General features: G+C 57.0%; 23 protein-coding genes. 5 read left to right on the top strand and 18 right to left on the bottom strand.

Features of this window, described 5'->3' with window-relative positions; genetic code table 11:
- Window positions 1–22: 22 nt before the first annotated feature.
- The 12 genes from Q1J43_RS01975 to Q1J43_RS01920 form a co-directional block, all read right to left on the bottom strand.
- Entirely contained in the window at window positions 23–850 is an 828-nt protein-coding gene (locus Q1J43_RS01975) for an AAA family ATPase (protein WP_301100637.1), read from the bottom strand.
- A 25-nt stretch (window positions 851–875) separates the two neighbouring features.
- The gene (locus Q1J43_RS01970; RefSeq protein ID WP_301100636.1) at window positions 876–2,642 is read right to left on the bottom strand and encodes a secretin N-terminal domain-containing protein; all 1,767 of its coding nucleotides are present in this window, start codon (window positions 2,640–2,642) and stop codon (window positions 876–878) included.
- Window positions 2,639–3,037: a hypothetical protein gene (locus Q1J43_RS01965; protein ID WP_301100635.1), complete on the bottom strand. Its 399-nt coding sequence runs from the start codon at window positions 3,035–3,037 to the stop codon at window positions 2,639–2,641. Before Q1J43_RS01965 ends, Q1J43_RS01970 begins: the two co-directional genes overlap by 4 nt.
- Window positions 3,022–3,726, bottom strand: coding sequence for a type II secretion system protein GspM (gene gspM / locus Q1J43_RS01960; protein ID WP_301100634.1), 705 nt, complete (start codon window positions 3,724–3,726; stop codon window positions 3,022–3,024). Before gspM ends, Q1J43_RS01965 begins: the two co-directional genes overlap by 16 nt.
- Window positions 3,723–4,436: a hypothetical protein gene (locus Q1J43_RS01955; RefSeq protein WP_301100633.1), complete on the bottom strand. Its 714-nt coding sequence runs from the start codon at window positions 4,434–4,436 to the stop codon at window positions 3,723–3,725. Before Q1J43_RS01955 ends, gspM begins: the two co-directional genes overlap by 4 nt.
- Complete coding sequence (locus tag Q1J43_RS01950) at window positions 4,433–5,377, bottom strand: hypothetical protein (protein ID WP_301100632.1); 945 nt, start codon at window positions 5,375–5,377, stop codon at window positions 4,433–4,435. Before Q1J43_RS01950 ends, Q1J43_RS01955 begins: the two co-directional genes overlap by 4 nt.
- Window positions 5,378–5,601: 224 nt before the next feature.
- Window positions 5,602–6,045, bottom strand: a complete 444-nt coding sequence (locus Q1J43_RS01945; RefSeq protein WP_301100630.1) for a type II secretion system protein — start codon at window positions 6,043–6,045, stop codon at window positions 5,602–5,604.
- A 59-nt stretch (window positions 6,046–6,104) separates the two neighbouring features.
- A complete protein-coding gene (locus Q1J43_RS01940) occupies window positions 6,105–6,542 on the bottom strand; it encodes a type II secretion system protein (protein WP_301100629.1) in 438 nt (145 codons plus the stop codon).
- Window positions 6,543–6,564: 22 nt separating this feature from the next.
- Window positions 6,565–7,041 carry a prepilin-type N-terminal cleavage/methylation domain-containing protein gene (locus Q1J43_RS01935; protein ID WP_301100628.1) on the bottom strand — a complete coding sequence of 159 codons (477 nt, stop codon included), beginning with the start codon at window positions 7,039–7,041 and terminating at the stop codon, window positions 6,565–6,567.
- 87 nt (window positions 7,042–7,128) lie between these two features.
- Window positions 7,129–7,665 carry a hypothetical protein gene (locus Q1J43_RS01930; protein ID WP_301100627.1) on the bottom strand — a complete coding sequence of 179 codons (537 nt, stop codon included), beginning with the start codon at window positions 7,663–7,665 and terminating at the stop codon, window positions 7,129–7,131.
- Window positions 7,662–8,891, bottom strand: a complete 1,230-nt coding sequence (locus Q1J43_RS01925) for a type II secretion system F family protein (protein ID WP_301100626.1) — start codon at window positions 8,889–8,891, stop codon at window positions 7,662–7,664. The genes Q1J43_RS01930 and Q1J43_RS01925 overlap by 4 nt, the downstream gene beginning before the upstream one ends.
- A gap of 2 nt (window positions 8,892–8,893) precedes the next feature.
- Entirely contained in the window at window positions 8,894–10,600 is a 1,707-nt protein-coding gene (locus Q1J43_RS01920; RefSeq protein WP_301100625.1) for a GspE/PulE family protein, read from the bottom strand.
- Between the two features lie 90 nt (window positions 10,601–10,690).
- Here Q1J43_RS01920 and Q1J43_RS01915 point away from each other — a divergent pair, with 90 nt between their 5' ends.
- The gene (locus tag Q1J43_RS01915; RefSeq protein WP_301100623.1) at window positions 10,691–11,155 is read left to right on the top strand and encodes a tRNA (cytidine(34)-2'-O)-methyltransferase; all 465 of its coding nucleotides are present in this window, start codon (window positions 10,691–10,693) and stop codon (window positions 11,153–11,155) included.
- A 59-nt stretch (window positions 11,156–11,214) separates the two neighbouring features.
- Here the strand turns inward: Q1J43_RS01915 and Q1J43_RS01910 are convergent, their stop codons facing one another.
- The 6 genes from Q1J43_RS01910 to Q1J43_RS01885 form a co-directional block, all read right to left on the bottom strand.
- Window positions 11,215–12,204 carry an NAD(P)H-dependent glycerol-3-phosphate dehydrogenase gene (locus tag Q1J43_RS01910; RefSeq protein ID WP_301100621.1) on the bottom strand — a complete coding sequence of 330 codons (990 nt, stop codon included), beginning with the start codon at window positions 12,202–12,204 and terminating at the stop codon, window positions 11,215–11,217.
- Window positions 12,205–12,206: 2 nt separating this feature from the next.
- The gene (locus tag Q1J43_RS01905; protein WP_301100620.1) at window positions 12,207–12,638 is read right to left on the bottom strand and encodes an SH3 domain-containing protein; all 432 of its coding nucleotides are present in this window, start codon (window positions 12,636–12,638) and stop codon (window positions 12,207–12,209) included.
- Complete coding sequence (secB, locus tag Q1J43_RS01900) at window positions 12,635–13,102, bottom strand: protein-export chaperone SecB (RefSeq protein WP_301100619.1); 468 nt, start codon at window positions 13,100–13,102, stop codon at window positions 12,635–12,637. The genes Q1J43_RS01905 and secB overlap by 4 nt, the downstream gene beginning before the upstream one ends.
- Before the next feature lie 61 nt (window positions 13,103–13,163).
- On the bottom strand, window positions 13,164–13,439 hold the full coding sequence (gene grxC / locus Q1J43_RS01895) for a glutaredoxin 3 (RefSeq protein WP_301100618.1): 276 nt from the start codon (window positions 13,437–13,439) through the stop codon (window positions 13,164–13,166).
- Complete coding sequence (locus Q1J43_RS01890; protein ID WP_301100617.1) at window positions 13,436–13,855, bottom strand: rhodanese-like domain-containing protein; 420 nt, start codon at window positions 13,853–13,855, stop codon at window positions 13,436–13,438. Before Q1J43_RS01890 ends, grxC begins: the two co-directional genes overlap by 4 nt.
- Window positions 13,856–13,939: 84 nt before the next feature.
- On the bottom strand, window positions 13,940–14,248 hold the full coding sequence (locus tag Q1J43_RS01885; RefSeq protein WP_301100616.1) for a metalloregulator ArsR/SmtB family transcription factor: 309 nt from the start codon (window positions 14,246–14,248) through the stop codon (window positions 13,940–13,942).
- Window positions 14,249–14,417: 169 nt separating this feature from the next.
- On the opposite strand from Q1J43_RS01885, the gene Q1J43_RS01880 reads away from it, so the two are divergent.
- The 4 genes from Q1J43_RS01880 to Q1J43_RS01865 all read left to right on the top strand — a co-directional run.
- The gene (locus Q1J43_RS01880) at window positions 14,418–15,671 is read left to right on the top strand and encodes a peptidoglycan DD-metalloendopeptidase family protein (RefSeq protein WP_301100615.1); all 1,254 of its coding nucleotides are present in this window, start codon (window positions 14,418–14,420) and stop codon (window positions 15,669–15,671) included.
- A 21-nt stretch (window positions 15,672–15,692) separates the two neighbouring features.
- Window positions 15,693–17,096: a S41 family peptidase gene (locus tag Q1J43_RS01875; RefSeq protein ID WP_301100614.1), complete on the top strand. Its 1,404-nt coding sequence runs from the start codon at window positions 15,693–15,695 to the stop codon at window positions 17,094–17,096.
- 20 nt (window positions 17,097–17,116) lie between these two features.
- Window positions 17,117–17,542, top strand: coding sequence for a hypothetical protein (locus Q1J43_RS01870; RefSeq protein ID WP_301100613.1), 426 nt, complete (start codon window positions 17,117–17,119; stop codon window positions 17,540–17,542).
- Window positions 17,543–17,780: 238 nt separating this feature from the next.
- Window positions 17,781–17,922 (top strand): transposase (locus Q1J43_RS01865; protein WP_366141820.1); only part of this gene is annotated, 142 nt, incomplete at its 3' end.

Below are 17,922 nucleotides of genomic sequence, written 5' to 3'. Positions count from 1 at the left end.
AACTGCCCCGGCAACACGCTCATCACCACCACCAGAGGAGGCGCGCGCCCTCCGTATCCTTGCGCGCTCGCCTAACGTGGCGCAGCTTGGCGGTATGCCGACCTTCGCCATAAACCGACATCAATGATTTATGCGCCAGAATGTTGATCAGACGCGGCGTTCCGCCGCTCGCCCGATATAGCGCACGCAAGGCCGCCGGGGTGAACAGGCTGTCGCCCCGATAACCGGCGACGCGCAGACGATGCGCTACATAGTCGCCGATTTCGCTTTTCTTCAGACCACCCAGTCGGTAATGAAAAGCAATTCGCTGCTGCAATTGACGAACTTCCGGACGGTGCAGTTTCTGATCCAGCTCTGGCTGGCCAAAGAGAACGATCTGCAATAGCTTGCGTTTCTCGGTTTCAAGATTTGAAAGCAGGCGCAAGGCCTCCAGTGTTTCAAGCGGCATCGCCTGTGCTTCGTCAATGCAGAGTACAACCCGTTTCTTCGCCCGTGCATAGCCGAGCAACGCATGGTTAATCCGGCGCATCAGATGAAACTGATCAAGGCCAATCACATCCTTGATGAACAACTCTTCAGCCAACGCCAAGAAGAGGGTATCCGGATCCAGGTTGGGGTTAGGCAGATAGGCGGTCACCCAGCCATCATCAAGAGTCTGCAGCAGGCGCCGGCAAAGCAGGGTCTTGCCGGTGCCAACTTCACCGCAGATTTTGACGAAACCCTCGCCCTGATTGAGCGCCATCAGCAGGGTGTTGAGCGCTTCCTGATGATACTGGACTGAATAGGTGAAGCTAGTATCCGGTGTAATGCGGAACGGCAGCTCGGTGAGGCCAAAATGTTTCAGATACAAGGCCGGCTCCGTAGCGTGAAGGCCATCACTGCTGCGCCTGAGGTGGCGTCAGGCGTGGATCCAGTTGCTGAATTCGCTCCTGCGTCTCGATCAGATCATCCTTCCAACTCGACTCGTTGCGAATGATTGTCGGTTTGATGAGAATGACCAACTCGCGTTTTCTGACATAGCTGTTGCGCGTTCCAAACAACAGGCCCCAACCCGAAGACGCCGTGGTCCCCGGCAAACCATTGGCATCTGACGCCTGCTCCTGCTTCATCAAGCCACCGATGGCGACGATGTTGCCGTCCTGCACCCGAACTACGCTGTCTGTTTCATTGACCGCACTGTTGGCCAGCGGCAAGGTGAACTGGCCGAGTGTTCCAAGGTCGATGATCGTCTGCTTCGCCTTCACCACACTGATTGAGGGGTGAACATGCAGAACGATGTTATTTTCACCGTCGATCTGTGGTGTCACATCCAGGGCAATACCTGAAAAGAAAGGCTGAAGGGTAATCGATGGTGTCGTCACGTTACTGGTTCCGGACGAATTCACCGTAGAACTCACGTTGGTTACAAAAAACTCGTCGACACCAACCTTGAGCACCGCCATCTGGTTGTTGATACTGGCAATTCTCGGGCTCGACAAGACCTGAACATTGCCCTGGGTTTCCAGGAAGTTAAGCAGTGCCGCAAAGTTGGCACTCTGAAAAGCCAGTCCGAAAAACCCGCTGCCCAGCTTGGTCGCCGCAGCAATCCCACCGACTCCCGGCAATATGCCAACGCCAGGTGCGGTCACCGCACCGGCCCCACTTTGAGCAAGGTTAGTGGTAGCATCAAATCCAGCCCGGTTGGTCGTATTCAGGACCGTTCCAGGCTGCATCACGCCTTGGGCAAAACGGTTGTTGCTACCGCCAAACTGGTTCCAGTTGACCCCCGACTGAAACTCTTCGTTCAGCTCCACCTCGATGATCTTGGCTTCGAGCATCACCTGGCGCTCGACGATCAATTGGGTGATTCGCAAGTAGTTTTCGACGGATCGGATATCTGCCGGAAAAGCCTTGACCAACACGACGCCGGAACCCTGGTTGACAATCACGGCCCGCCCGTCCTGCACGCCGACAATGCTGGTCAGCGCGGTGGTCAGGTCTTTCCAGAAATCACTGTTGGTGCTTGTCGATATCTGGCTGCTCGGTGGGCCTGAGCTTGTTCCACCACCCGCGGCTGCGGGCTGAAAAGGCGCTCCAGAACTAGAAGACGTTGTCCCGGCAGCCTGCGGCTGTGTCGAGGAAATCGAATTAGAATTGACCCGGATCTCTGTCTGCCCGCGACGTTTCCCGTCCAGATAGTTGATCTGGAAGATTCGCGTCTGCATTGTGTTGGGCTGAATATAGATGCGCGTTCCCTGGAACTTGAACTCGTAGCCATACAGATCACGCAGTGTCTCCAGCGCTTCACGCACCGTCACGCTTTTCAGGTTGACCGTCACGTTGCCAGCCACTTCCGGCGCCACCAGCATGCTATAGCGCGTACCACTAACCAAAGCCATGAAAACCTGGGTTGCCGGCGCATTACTCACCGCCAGATCAAAACGCGGCTCGACGCTTTTTGCCGAATCAGGCAAGTCAAGTTGCAAGGCCGGAAGCATGGCCTGGCTTAGCGCATCCTCGGCACTCTTCGACCGAGCGCTGACCGCCCCCTGCATTTCCTGCCCGACCCGCTCAAAAGTGGCCCCTGGGGCTTTCTGATGGGTGGCGCAGCCGGTGACCAACAGCGGCATTAATGCAAACAACAGAATCAATCTGGACTTCATGGCATACCCCCACTCTGCACACGCTTGGCGGCAGGCGTTGTTTTGATGCTGGTTTTCGTAGTGATGTTGGTCTTTTCGATACCTGGCGTGAGCAGCAAGCGCTCAATTCCGCCGGGTCCATCGAGAACGGCTTCACGCTCAGTCAGCTTGACTAGATGACTGTCCCCGTAAGCTTGGCCGAGCCTGACTTGCTGCCCGCTGATGACGGCCACCGGCTTGCCCTTCTTCGGGATCATGACCGATTGCAAGACCGGACCGGTGAGCGCCACGGCCTCCGGCGTGCCGGCTGTCATACCGGCGGGCGGGCGGGTCGGGTCGTTATTCGGCGTCTGCGCTAACACGCCGCCCGCCAATGTACTCAGCACCAGCCAAACCAGCTTTAGACGATTAGCCATGCCCGGTCCAGACTCAAGGTATATACAGTTAGTGTCAGCACCAATTTGGGGTGCCTCTCGGCTGAAAGGGAAATGCTGCTCCACAGCAGCTTCATATTCGAACGCTCAAGCCGTTCAAGATAGGCCAGCAGATCCTGATAACCCCCTTCCAGTCTGATTTCAACGCCATGCTTGAATAGCCCTGCCGGGGGGGGCGGTTTGTCAGGAGAAGCCAACGGCTTTTCCCCTGCTTTTGGCGCATCGTCAGCGCCCACCTTCTTTTTCTCCAGCAGCGGCGCTACCGTCAGTGTTTTCAGGCTAAGCAGGCGCAGGCCCGTCTTGTGACCGATCATGTCTTCGAGCAATGTGGACATGTGTTGTGGCGGCAGCAACGAACTTTCCATGGCCTCCAGGCGCCCAGAAAGCACGGCCAACTGTTGCTTCAGCTTAGCCAGTTCGCTCAGTGCAAGCGTATCCGGATCCTGTCCGGATGACTGTAAAACGATCATCTGCGCCTGCAAAGCGGAAAGCTGCTCGCGCTGCTCGACAACACTGCGTTCTGCCAGTTGAGCACGTTTGAGAGTGGGCTCGATGAACAGTGCATAAGCGATTATGACAATCCCGCCCAGCACGGCTCCGGCCACCAACCAACGCTCGCGCAATTGCAGCGCATCGTAGCGTGTGGCCCATTTTAGCCAAAGCGCTTTCATCGTTTCCCCCCGCCAGCGCGCGTCATCGCCTCGGTCCCACCTGCATTTTCCGAACGCAGAACAAATTCGACGAAACGGGGTGATCTAACGGCGGACTGTGCGCCCCCCTTTGCCTCAGGCACTTTCGTGACGCCAGGCTGATCCGCCTTCTGTTCGTCGGGATCAACCCCTTGCACTTCCAGCGCGGCAAAACGACGGCCTTGAAATACCGGTTCGCTGCTCAAGCGCTGCACGTAGGCCGGCAGCTTTGTCGGATCAAGCAGGCGTCCGCGAATTTCGATTTCCACCCCGCCCTGCGTCACCACAAATCCGGTCAGCCAGACATCGCTTGCCGACTGCCTGGCAAAGCCATTCATTAACGCAGCAAAGCCCGAGGTATTGCCCAGCGTTCCCGAGTCCAGAATTCCAATAAGCTCAGTGCTGACCGCCAGCTTCGCTTTCGCACTGTCCAGATCGGCTACCAATGCCGGCGATACCCGGCGCTGCGCAACCTTCTGCGTCAAGACTTTCAATTTCTCCTGTTCATCGCGCAAGCGTTGCTGGGACAGCGCGCTCGCTTCGCCCTTCTGCTTCGCCTCGAAGCTGGCCCATTGCGCCAACGCCGTCATCAACACCAGTACCAGCAGCGTACAGATCCCGAGATTGCGCGCCACCGCCAACTCATGACGCGGTCGCAGGCGAGCTTCGTAAAGATTGATCTGCTGACTCACACCACCACCTCAGCGGAGCGCAACGCAGCGCCAATAACCAGAAGATTTTTTGCCTGGTACTGGGGGTTGCGTAATTCCGGTATCGCCGAAAAATCCATCACGCCAGATAACTCCATCTCCTGCAACGGGACATAGGTGTTTTCACCGAGTTCGGCGGCAAGATTCTCGACCTGCGGATAACTCGCCAGTATCACCCTGGAAATGGGAATATGGCTGTACTGCCGATCAAAGTTATCCAGGCTGCGCTGAAGTTCAAGCACCAGACGTTCCCTAACCCGTACACGCTGCTCAGCGTCGTTCCCATTCAACTGAAGCGTATTGATTTCGCCACGCCGCACGGCAACCAGTTCGCCGTGAAAGGTCAGCGTCAGCATCATTCCCGTCTCGTCGATGCGCAGAAAGACCAGGCTGCGATTCCTGTCTTCGAGCAGCGCCGCCACGTTGCGCTGGGCCAGTTCTGGAATATCCAGCGCCGCCAGCGTTATGTTTGCCGCTTCGAACACGGCGACCAGCGCGCACACGGCCCGCTCGGCGGCAGACACCACCAGCACCCCTGCCGAGCGCCCCGGCGGCAGTACTGCATCTGGAATATCGAGGACTTCGACACAGGCGCTTTCGAGCGGATAACTGACCATCTCCTTGAGTGCCCAGCGCAACGCTTCCCTGCGCTCTTCCCTGGGGACTGGCGGCGAATCAAGCTGGGTTACGTTGTACTCATCGCCACCGAGCAGGGTGGTACAGGCATAGGCGCTAAAACGTCGAGCAATACTCAAGCGCTGCAAGGCATTGCGTTCGCCACCTTCAACAGAGAAATTCTCCAGCAGCCTGACTTCCGGTCGCGAATTTTGCTCACGCACCACGTGCGCAAGAGTCACCGTTCCACCCTGCGGAAGGATAGCCAGCCAACCTAGTTTGCGGCGCGATGAGAAAAACGGAGGCATCCAATCGTCCTAATTACAATTTCGTTTAAAGATACCTATTAACCCGCTAAATAACAAGGATATTTGTTATTTATATCGCACTCGTTTTTTGTTTGCGTTCGGCAAGTGCATCCGGTTTGTTCAGGCATAAAACCTGTCGCGTCGGCGAAAGCCGGCCCCGAATTCATCGATGCTCTGGATTCCGGCTTACGCCGGAATGACGAATTTGTGGCCGCCCTCTTTCATTATGGCCCAGTGCAAATGACCGTGGCCTCGTAGGCCAGACCCTTAACGCCCTGGATTTTGCACTTAGTGGCAACGCCCGGACTGGCCGCGCAGGTCACTGCCGGCGCACCGGTGCCTACCGTAATGTTGTAGGTGTCACTATCGGCAGCGGCGCCAGCACCATTCGCCAACGTAATGCCACTGAGCAGAGGCTGCAATACCGCTGTTGTGCAAGTAGCAGCATTGGTTCCATTTAGAACAGCGGCGCCAGCATTGCCTGCCACTTTGGCGCCGTAATTGATTGCCGTCGCCGAGGCGATCGCCCCGCCAACACCCTTAGTCGCAGCAGTACCGGCGTCGGCCGAGAGATCGATGAATTTGGGTAGCGCGGTCGCCGACAGAATACCGAGAATCACGATAACAACGATGAGCTCGATTAATGTAAACCCCTTTTGATTAGACATGACTTTCCCTTTCGTATTGATCATATTATTGACATCACGCGAACAATTTGGCGATGCGATTACGGCCCTGTGCAAATAATCGTCGCTTGATAGGCAAGGCCTTTACTCCCTTGGACCACACACTTGGCAGCGACACCTGGACTAGCCAAGCAGGTCACCGCGCCCGCCCCCGCTGCAATGTTGTAGGTATCGGAATCGGCTGTGGCGCCAGCCCCGTCAGTCAGGGTTATGCCGCTTAGCAAGGGCTGCAAAACGGCGGTAGTACAAGTCGTGGCGTTGTCCGCATTTAAGGTCACGGCGCCGACATTTCCCGCGACTTTGGCGCCGTAGTTGATCGCCGTCGCCGAAGCGAGCGCCCCGCCGACACCCTTGGCCGCCGCAGTACCGGCATCGACCGAAAGATCGAGAAACTTCGGCAGCGCCGTCGCCGACAGAATGCCGAGAATCACGATGACCACTATGAGTTCAATCAGGGTAAACCCCTTTTGCGTTTGCATGACAGTCGCCTTTCTTAGAGCGTTAACAATCGGAAGAATCCAGTACGATGGACGGCGAGCCGTTCGCCGGTGCGGCGGTGTAGGTGATACGGCAGTTGGCAGCAGTTGCTGCGCCGTTGATGGTGATCAGTAGTGGCGGACCGGCGGTAATCGTAACGCCGTCATTGGCCGAATCAATCTGGGCAGCAGCCAGAATTCCGGTGACGGTTGCCGCCGGATAGCGATTGACCATGTCCACTGCCGTGCCGTCCATATTGGCGGTTCCCGCAACTGTGGTACAGGTTGGCCCCGGGGTCAGCGCCGCCAGATCTAGCTCGCAGCGGGCTTTAGCCAGCCCTGATGCGGCACGCACACCGCCATAAATCGCCTGCGCCTTGGCCGTTCTAGCCTCTTTTTGCGCCGAGATATAGCGCGGCAGTGCAACCGCCGCGAGAATACCGACGATGCTGATCACGATAATGAGTTCAATAAGCGTAAAGCCTTGTATCGACTTTTTCATTGCAGACCCTCCCAAAAATGACGACCGACTCGAACATACACCCTCTTAAGCGTAACGACAAAATGCTCAGTAACTTTACCTGCTTGTTTACCGCGCCTCTGGAAGCCATTGGCAGGATGCTGCGGTTTCAATACGCAAACCAACAAAAGCGCCGCTTGCCGCAGCTTCTGGTGCCCGCGCCACACGCCAGCGTAATTGGCTGCACGCGCCGCCTTCTGGCAACATATGTAGGTGATCGCTGTGCTGCGGTCGGTAAACCAGTTCGCGACGATCACGCTCAAAACACCACTCACCCGCAGATAAGGCCCCGCTCTCATCAATCGAGCATTCGCCGCGGTAACCCTGCGGCAACGAGTCCAGCCAGCGCACCGGGTTGCTGTCCACCCATGAAGCCATTTCGCCCCCCCGCTGCTGCATGATGGCCATACCCATCGCCAGTTGCATTCCTGTACGCATGTGGCGTATCAGCAGATCTACCCACTGCCTTTCTGCCCGTTCCCTGGCGTCACTCAATGCTGACAACAACCCGCTCGCCAGCACCCCAATCAGGGCTAAAACCAGTGCTCCCTGAAACCAGCGTGACCCCGTGTAGTAGTCCAGGCGATGGGTGTAACGCGGCGTCATCGTTTGATCGCCACCTTGCCCAGATCCCACATCGGCAGGAAGATGCCAAGCGCCAGAATCAGCACCATGATGCCGAGCATGACGATCAGGATCGGCTCGATCTGCTGCCCCAGCGTTTTCAGCCCGTATTCGACTTCCTGGCGATACATGTCGCCGATCTCGTCCATCATGTCGTCGACGGCGCCCGACTCTTCGCCGACGGCGACCATCTGTAGCACAATGGGCGTGAAGACACCACTGTCGATGGCCGATCGCAGCAGGCTCTCGCCGCGTTCAACACTCTCGCGCATGCTGTCCACGCGGCGAGCGACATAGAGGTTGTCCACCGTTTGCGCCGAATTGGACAAGGCCTGCATGACCGGAACCCCACTGCGGATGCCCAGGGAAAAACTTCGGGCAAAACGTGAAAGTGCCGCCTTGTGCAGAATCTTCCCGGCGATCGGGATTTTCAGTGACATGCGGTCCCAGCTGTGGCGCCCATCGGCAGTTCCCACCCAGGCGCGAAAGGCCAGCACACCGCCGACCGCGCCAGCAAGCAGGGCAGGCCAGTAAGCCAACATAAAGTTGGAAAATCCGAGCAGCATACGTGTCATTAGGGGGAGTTCAGCGCCAAATTTTGAGAACACCTCAGCAAATTTTGGGATGACAAAAACATTGACGATGACGATTGCGATGGCCATGGTAACGACGACGAAACTCGGGTAGCGTAGCGCCGACTTGACCTGTTCGCGCATGAAACGCTCAAACTCAAGGTGCTCGAAAAGCCTGAAAAAGATGTCTTCGAGCATCCCGGTAGATTCTCCGACACGTACCATTGACAGGTAAAAGGCCGAAAAAACGTGAGGATGCTTGGCCAGCGCCTGCGATAATTCGCGGCCGCCTTCGAGGCTTTCACGCACCTCGCCAATGACACTTTTCATCGACGGATTGATCGCCGCATCCTGCAAGCCATTCAAGGCGCGCAGGATTGGCACTCCGGATTTGAGCAGGGTATGCATCTGTCGACTAAAGAGCAGCAGGTCAATATGCGAAACTTTTTGCCTGAACAGCGCGTCATTCAACCCAAAACCAGGCCTGGTCGAGCTGGCCTTCGCCTCCCTGATGTCGACCGGCGTCAGCCCCTGGTCGCGTAGAAGATCAACGATAGCGCTGGCGCTCACCCCGTCGAGCACACCTTCAACGAGCTCCCCGCCAGCGCGACGTCCCTTATAGGCAAAGGTTGGCATGGTCAGTCCTCAAACTGATTACTGATGCGCATGGCTTCCTCGATGCTCGTGCGTCCCTTGACCACCAGACGCACGGCGTCGCGGCGCAGGGTTTCGCCGGCCATTTGTTTGCGTGCGGCCTGGACAAAAACTCCCGAGTCGTCACTATTAATGGCGGCAACGATTTCGTTACTCATTTCGAGCATTTCGTAGACGCCGGCGCGTCCCTGGTAGCCGGTTCCACCGCAATGCGCGCAGCCTTTGCCCATGACGTAGCGACGTCGATCGACGCTGTCACCCAGCTCGTAACGCAGCCATTCGCGTTCTTGCGGCGACGGCGTATGCGGTTCGCTACAGTTTTCGCAGATCAGGCGCAGCAGCCGCTGTGCCAACACCAGCTGCAACGACAAGGCGACCATGTAGCGTGGCACGCCCATATCAAGCAGACGAATTGGCGTCGAGATGACGTCGTTGCTGTGCAGGGTCGAGAGAACCATGTGGCCAGTAATTGCCGCCCGCATGCCGATTTCGGAGGTGATCCCGTCGCGCATTTCACCGACCAGAACGATGTCAGGATCCTGTCGCAGAGCCGAGCGTAGGACACGCTCGAAAGAGAGGTCGATCTTCTCGTGAACCTGAACTTGATTGATTCCTGGCAGTCGGTATTCAACCGGATCTTCGACAGTGATGATTTTTTTCTCGGTCGTATTGAGTTCGGACAGCACGGCATAAAGCGTGGTTGTCTTGCCACTACCCGTCGGTCCTGTGACCAACACCATGCCGCTCGGGCGACGTACCGCATGGCGCAGGCGATCGAGTATGCGTGCTGACATGTTGAGGCGGTCAAGCCCAAGCAGCCCGGTATTCTGGTTGAGCAAACGCATCACCACCGACTCGCCATACTGCGTTGGCATGGTCGAAATACGAACATCGACCGTGTTGTTGCGCACCTTGATGGCGAAACGGCCGTCTTGCGGAAGACGCTTCTCCGAGATGTCAAGACCGGACATCAACTTCAGGCGCAAGGATAGCGCCGCAGCAATCTTGGAGTCAGCGTCCATCTGCACATGCAACACACCATCGATTCTGAAACGAACGCGCAATGACTTTTCCTGCGGTTCAATGTGAATATCCGAAGCGCGCGAACGCACGGCTTCTTCGAAGACGCTTTGTAATAGTTTGACGATCGGCGCTTCTTCTACACCCGAGGCGGTTCCGAGAAGATCGCCAAATTCGACTGGAACATCGCTCAGATCGGCAGTCAACTCCTTGGCCAGACCGGAAATTTCATCGGTGCGCCGATAAACGCGATCAATCAATGCCAGCAACTGGCTTTCGGCGACAACCGCCAGTTCAATATCGCGCCGTAGCAGCCGGAAAATATCGTCATAGGCTTGCAGGTCGGTAGGATCAACGAAACCCACCCGCAGTTTGCCGTCAGCTTCGTCCAGCACCACTGCGCGAAAGCGCCTCGCCTGCGCTTCGGGTAACAGGTTGATCAGTTCCGGCCTGGGATTGAAGTGCTTGAGATCGAAATAGGGAATCTGCAACTGACCGGCCAGTGCCTGCGAAATCGCCTCTTCCGTCACAAAGGCACTTTCGACGACAATACGGCCCAGCTTGCGACCGCTGCGTTTTTGCTCTTCGAGGGCAAACTTCAGTTGCTCGTTGGTGAGCAAACCTTGTTGAATGAGCAGATCGCCGAGGCGTATCTTTTCCGGCCGAGCCATCGCAAGCTCCAGTAATTTTCGAGGTAATTGCGCTAATTATCTGATTCTAGCTGATTATAAAAAAAACAATACTGTTTTTTGGAGCCCGCCTTGACTGCTGTCGTATTGTTTCAACCGCAGATCCCGCCAAATACCGGAAATGTCATCCGGTTATGCGCCAATACCGGTGCTGAACTGCATCTGGTTGAGCCGCTTGGCTTTCGCTGGGACGACCGTTCGCTCAAACGTGCCGGTCTCGATTATCACGAGTTCGTGCGCGTTTTCCGGCACCCGGACTGGGAGAGCTGCAAAGCGGCGCTGGTCGGCCGACGCCGGTACGCCATCACGACGCGCGGCGGACAGCGTTTTGACGCACCGGCGTTGCGCATGGACGATGTATTCGTTTTTGGTAGCGAGACCAGCGGACTGCCCGCCGAAGTCATGGCCGAATTTCCAGAAACGCAGCGCTTACGCCTGCCGATGCTGCCCGGGCAGCGCAGTTTGAATCTCTCCAATGCAGTAGCGGTAACGGTTTTCGAGGCGTGGCGGCAAGCGGGGTTTGTCGAGGGAATTTAGCTTGACCACAACGGGCACAACGCGAACCAGATCTCCGTTGTGGTTAATTGCCTTTCGTCCTACTGCATTTCCGACTTCGGATCACGGCTGAGCAGGGTTTCAACCGCCTCTGCCGCTGCCACGTCGAGGTGCAGGACAGCATCGACGGCTTGGGTAATCGGCATTTCGATGCGCAGTTGCGCCGCCAGACGCGCCACTTCACGCGCCGTGCTCACCCCTTCCGCGACGTGCCCAAGGTCGGCAAGTATCTGCGGCAAGGTCTTGCCAGCCGCCAGACCCAGCCCGACCTGGCGGTTGCGTGAGAGATCGCCAGTACAAGTCAAGATGAGGTCACCCATGCCGGCCAGCCCCATGAAGGTATTCGGTTGCCCGCCAAGCGCCACGCCGAGCCGGGCAATCTCGGCCAATCCGCGCGTCATCAGTGCGGCACGGGCGTTGTGTCCCAGCCCCAGTCCATCGCAGATGCCGGTGGCGATAGCCATGACGTTTTTGACGGCACCGCCGACCTCGACTCCCGGCAGGTCGTCATTGGCGTAAATGCGCAGGCGCGCGCTGTGCAACTCCAAGGCCATGCGGCGCGCGAACCCGGCATCGCCGGAGGCCAACGTGACGGCCGTCGGCAGGCCTTGCGCAACTTCCTGCGCAAAACTGGGGCCGCTCAAGGCGCCACACAGTGCATCCTCGCCAAACTCCTCGGCAACGACCTGATGCGGAAACATGGCTGTTTCCGCCTCCAAGCCCTTGCACACCCAGATCAGAGGCCTGATTAGCCCGGCCTGCCGTATCCGGCGCAAGGTGGGGCGAAAACCGATCAGCGGCGTTGCAACAATCAGAACGTCCGCGCCAGAAACAGCGTCCTGAAAATCGGTCCCGATATGCAAAGATTCAGGCAGAGGGAAGCCGGGAAGAAAATGTCGGTTCTCGCGCCTTGCCAACATCGACTGCGTGACATCTTCTTCACGCGTCCACAGCGTCAATTGATGCCTGGCGCTGAAAGCGATGGCCAGTGCCGTACCCCAGGCGCCCGCGGCAATCACCGTAAGCTTCAAACTTACAGGCCCCAGATCTGATTGGCGCGAATAAAGCCTGACTGGCCGTCGCGATGGCGCACCTTGATCCAGCCACCGGGAGCGGTTTCGAGATAGTCAAGGGCGACGTTTTTCTCGGCCTCAAAAACCAGCGACGAACCATCTTCCGCCTTCTGCCGAACCTCGGCACGGTCGGCCGTAACGATGACCGAACGCTTATCGGACAAATATTTCTTCTCGATCCAGGCCAGACCGCCTTCGGCATCGCGCACCTTGGACCAGCCTTCAAGGCTGACCACCACTTCGACCGGCGTCTCGCGCTTGATAACGAAGAACTTGCCGCCACGCTGTGAAGGCGCATCGTAAAGTACCGTTGCCGATTCCACCGTACGGTATTCGATGGCGTTCGCCGCCAGGGCGAAGCCCGCAGCGACGAGCAGCAGCAATCGCTTCATTGCAGCGTTGCCGCAGCGGACTCTGCCGCCTCTGCTTCGGCTTGCTGTATGCGGGCGGCGTAGAGCGCTTCGAAATTGACGGGCTGCAGAAGAACTGGCGCGAAACCAGCACGGGTAACCAACTCCGAAACAATTTCACGGGCATAGGGAAAGAGAATATTCGGGCAGGCAATCGAAAGCAGCGGTTCAAGATTGTCCTCAGGAACATTCTTGATACGAAAGATGCCGGCCTGACCGACTTCAACCAGAAACACGGTTTTCTCGTCCAGCTTGGCGGTGACCGTGACCGTCAGGATTGCTTCAAAGGCGCCATCGCCAAGCCCCTTGACGCCGGTTTGCAACTGGATGTCGACTCCAGGGATTTCACGCTCAAGGAAGATTTCCGGGGCGTTCGGAACCTCAAGCGAGAGGTCTTTGACGTAGAGTTTTTCAATAGCGAATGATGGGGCTTCTTGTTCAGTCATGATGATTTTCTTGGTTAGTGAGTGGGGTTGTTGAAGTCAATGGGTAAGGGATTGTCGGCGCTCAAACCACTGCACCGGAGAGCAGAGGAAGAAGCTTGCCGGCGTGATCGAGAGCGATCAGATCGTCACAGCCACCGACATGGGTATCGCCAATGTAGATTTGCGGTACAGTGCGACGCGCTGTTTTTTCCATCATTTCGAGACGACGCGCCGGGTCAAGATCGACACGGACCTTTTCGATTTGCACGACGCCCCGGGCACGCAACAACTGCTCGGCGCGCACGCAGAAGGGGCAAATCGCCGTCGAATACATCAGCACGCGCGGCACAACACTCATTTTTTGCTACCTTTTTTGAGCGGCAGACCAGCGGCGCGCCAGGCATTGATTCCGCCTTCAAGATGATGCGCACGAGTAAAGCCAAGATTCATCAGTTGCTTGCAAGCACCCGTCGAACGCGACCCCGACTGACAAATCAGAATCAGCGGCTTATCCTTGAATTTGTCGAGTTCGCTAGCGCGCTCTTCCAGCCGCCCGGCCGGGATATTACGTGATTCAGGCAGGTGTCCGGCACTGTATTCATCGGGCTCGCGCACATCGACAATCTGCGCGTCCTCGCGATTGATTAACAAGGTGGCCTGGGTCGAATTCAGCGAGTTGTGATCGCCTGGACGACGAAAGCTAACGATAAGCAGCATGGTGCCGCTAACGATGGCAATGGCGAAAAGATACATGTTTTGCTGAATGAATTCCAAGCGACGCTCCAGAGACTGCAACAGATAATCAAAGAATAAACACGGGCTACAGCGAATACCGCGTGAAAACGGGGCCGGCCAATGTCAGTGGTTGCAAAAGACCTCACGCATCATGCCTATCAACTGCAGGGTACGTGCGTCACCGACACGATAATAGACGCGATTGGCATCCTTGCGCGTTAGTAGTACCCCTTTGTTGCGCAAAATGGCCAGATGCTGAGAAATATTGCTTTGCGACGTACCAACCGCATCAACAATCTCCTGTACGCAGGCTTCCTGGTCGCCGACCACGCAAAGTATTTTGAGGCGCAGCGGATGCGCGATCGACTTGAGTGCGCGCGCTGCCTGTTCAATGTGTTCTTGCTTGTCAATAAGACTGACCTGAATCGCCACGATGCCTGATGCTCGTTAAATGCGGGGAATCATTATAGAATAATTAGTGATCCGGGGGGCGTCCCCAAGGCAATCCCTAGGCGGTCGAATGAAGCCCTTCAGCAAAGCCAAAACCCAGGCTCCCCCGGAAAAAAACCGCAGACCGCGTGAATGTTTCCTTGCGGCGAAATTGCCTATTGCCCTCGCCGTCCTGGCTTGCTCGGCCTGGCTGCTTTCCGTTCCTGCCTGGGCCAGAGAAACCGCAGCGAGTAGCGATGTTGCCGAAAAAAAGGGGAGCCTGAAGGAACTGCGCGGACAGATCGAATCGCTACGCAAGGGTATGGCCGCTGCCGAGGGCAAGCGAACTGACGCAGCCGATCAGTTGAAAGACGTCGAACAGGAAATCTCGGTCACCCAGCGCGATCTGCACAATCTGAGCACACAGCGCGACAAGCTCAAGGCAACGCTAAAAGAACTGGGGATCCAGTCGAGCGAACTGCAAAGCCGCCTAAACAGCCAGCAGGCGCAACTGGAAAAACTCGTTTACCGCCAATATTTGCAAGGCAAACCCGACTCGCTGCGCCTGTTGCTCAACGGCGACGACCCGAGCCAAGTAGCGCGCGACCTGCATTATCTAGCGCTGATTGGCCGGGCCCGCAGCCAGCTTCTGGGTCAGATTGAAAATAGCCTGCACCGCAAACAGGCGCTGGCTGCGGATACCCGTGAACACGCCGAGGAACTGGCTGCGATCGAGGCCAGACAGCAGGAGCAACACAGCAAGCTGCTTGCCCAACGCGAGCAACGCAAACTGGTGCTGGAAAAAATATCGGTACAAATTTCGCAACAACGACGCGAAATCGGCAACCTGCAACGCAACGAGAAGCGGCTTTCACAACTGATCGAACAACTGGCGAAGCGCATCGTCGTGAAGCCACCTTCGCGACGTGAAGCGCCGCGCAAATCGACGGCGCCAAAAGCTGAACGTTCACCGCCGCTCACGACGACCGAGATCAGCAACGACAGTACGCCTGAAGCAGCACCCGCCGGCGATTTTGTACGCCAAAAAGGCGCGCTGCGCCTGCCGAGCCGAGGCATTGTCAGCAACCGCTTTGGCAGCGCCCGCCAGGAAGGCAGCACCTGGAAAGGTCTGTTTATCCGTGCCAATCCAGGCAGCGAGGTCAAGGCCATTGCCGGCGGCCGGGTAGTTTTTGCCGACTGGATGCGCGGTTTTGGCAATCTCATAATCATCGACCACGGTGGCAGCTACCTGTCAATTTACGGCAACAACGAAGCACTGCTGAAACAGACGGGAGACACCATCCGCGGCGGCGACACCATTGCTACCGTGGGGAACAGCGGTGGCAATCCGGAATCCGGTTTATACTTTGAACTGCGTCATCAGGGGCAACCGCTCGACCCGCTGAAATGGGTTAATCTGAAATGATAATGTCTTGGAGCGAAATAGATGGGTAAGTTGAAACAAGCCGGACTGATTTGCGCCGGGTTGCTGGGCGGCATTCTGATCAGCATGCAGTTCTCGGCAATGGCCGAAAAGGAAACCCGCGCCAGTCTCCCGATTGAAGAGCTGCGAACCTTTGCCGAAGTCTTCAACGCCATCAAGCAGGGTTATGTTGAGCCAGTCGATGACAAGAAATTGATCACCTATGCCATCAGCGGCATGCTCTCTAATCTGGATCCGCACTCGACCTATCTTGACGCTGACTCGTACAAGGATTTGCAGGTTGGCACCCAGGGTGAGTTTGGTGGACTCGGTATTGAGGTTGGCATGGAAGACGGCCTGGTCAAGGTCGTTTCGCCGATTGAGGATACCCCCGCCGATCGAGGCGGTATCAAGTCCGGCGACCTGATTTTCAAACTCGACGATTCGCTGGTCAAGGGTATGACGCTCTCCGATGCGGTAAAACGCATGCGCGGCAAACCGAAAACTCCGATCAAGCTTTCCATTCTGCGCAAGGGCGAAACCAAGCCCATTGAGGTCACGCTGATACGTGAAGTCATCAAAGTCCAGAGCGTCAAATCCAAACTCGTCGAAGAGGGCTACGGCTACCTGCGTATTACCTCGTTCCAGGAAAACACCGGTGTATCGCTGGCCAAACACATCAACGAGCTCTACAAACCAGGACCGCTCAGAGGCTTGGTGCTCGACCTGCGCAACGATCCGGGTGGATTGCTAAATACGGCCATTGGCGTATCCGCTGCCTTCCTGAACCCGAAAACGCTGGTGACCTCGACCGATGGCCGCACGGCCGACGCTAAACACCAGTTCTACGCCATGCCCGAGGATTACCTGCGTGGCAGCCGGGACGACTACCTCAAAAGCCTGCCAGCAGAAACGCGCAAGGTGCCGATGGTCGTACTGATTAACGGGGGTTCGGCTTCCGCGTCTGAGATCGTTGCCGGCGCACTGCAAGATCACAAGCGCGCGATCGTTCTTGGCACTACAAGCTTTGGCAAAGGTTCGGTGCAAACCGTACTGCCCTTGCCCGGCAACACGGCAATCAAGTTGACGACGGCACGTTACTTCACGCCGTCCGGTCGTTCAATTCAAGCCAAGGGCATTGTCCCGGACATCGTCGTCGAGGAGAGCGCCAACGGGAGTTCTTCGGCTCGACTGCGCGAAGCGGACCTGGAAAATCACCTGGACAATGGCAACAAAGACAAGGACGCCACCACCCCTGCCAAACCGCAAAGCAAAGCGCCCGCCAAGCCGAAGGCCACTCCTCCAGGCAATGAGGTCGAAGAACCGATTGAGCCGCCGACCCGCGAACTGGCTTCAAAGAAGGATTATCAACTCAGCCAGGCACTCAACCTGCTCAAGGGCCTGCAGATCATACAGAATAGGCCGTAGGAAATTTGGGGGAGCGAACTGTGAAACGACCGGTCGCCACGCCGCACAAACAGGCGCCGATCCGCAAGGAACGGAATCTTCTGTTTTCAAAGTTCCCTCCCGGGCAAGTGCCTGAAGCTTCCGACTTCCTCGGTAAGCTGGAGCATCTCGAAGTCGAGCCGCATGTCGAACGCCATGCCGTTGGCGTGGCCTACGATCTGCTCGAACATTCGTTGCAGGAGCTCGAAGGCACTCTCGAAGACAAGGGCTTCCACCTCGACAACACGCTGATGAGCAAGATGATGCGCGCGCTGATCTACTACGTTGAGGAAACCCAGTTGCACAACCTGGACGCTCCCGATCGTCTGCTCAAGAAATCACAGCACGAAGCTTACACCCACGCCTGGGAACGTCACCCGCACGGCGACCACGACGATACGCCGCCGGAATGGCGCGAATACAAGTAATGCCTAGCAGCCTGTCGGACTTGACCAAGTCGGCTGCAAAATGTGGGAAGACGGCTCATTTTCGCCCGTGTTTCCGCGCGAATAGAACAGCTATTCGCTTGAAACCCGCGCAAAACTGCGCTCGTCTCCCACATTTTTCGCTTCGACCCATCAAGTCCGACAGGCTGCTAGTCTTACTGTGTTAAGTTATCTCAAATCCTGCCGATAAGGAGGTATTCCATGTTGGCAGGAGGAAGTAGTGGGAAACGAGGCCGAGTTTGAGCGCTATCTTGAGCATCTGTGCGAGGTGTTGGGCCGTGCTGAGCGGAGTACCGGCTTGAAAGACTATTGCCGTGGGCTGATGTTGCCGATCGCGCGCAAGAGTGTCGAGCCGCTGGCGG

The sequence above is a fragment of the Propionivibrio sp. genome (assembly GCF_029255185.1).
Lineage (GTDB): Bacteria > Pseudomonadota > Gammaproteobacteria > Burkholderiales > Rhodocyclaceae > Propionivibrio.
The sequence above is the reverse complement of the archived record's forward strand: the minus strand, read 5'-3'. Positions and strand labels throughout refer to the sequence as shown.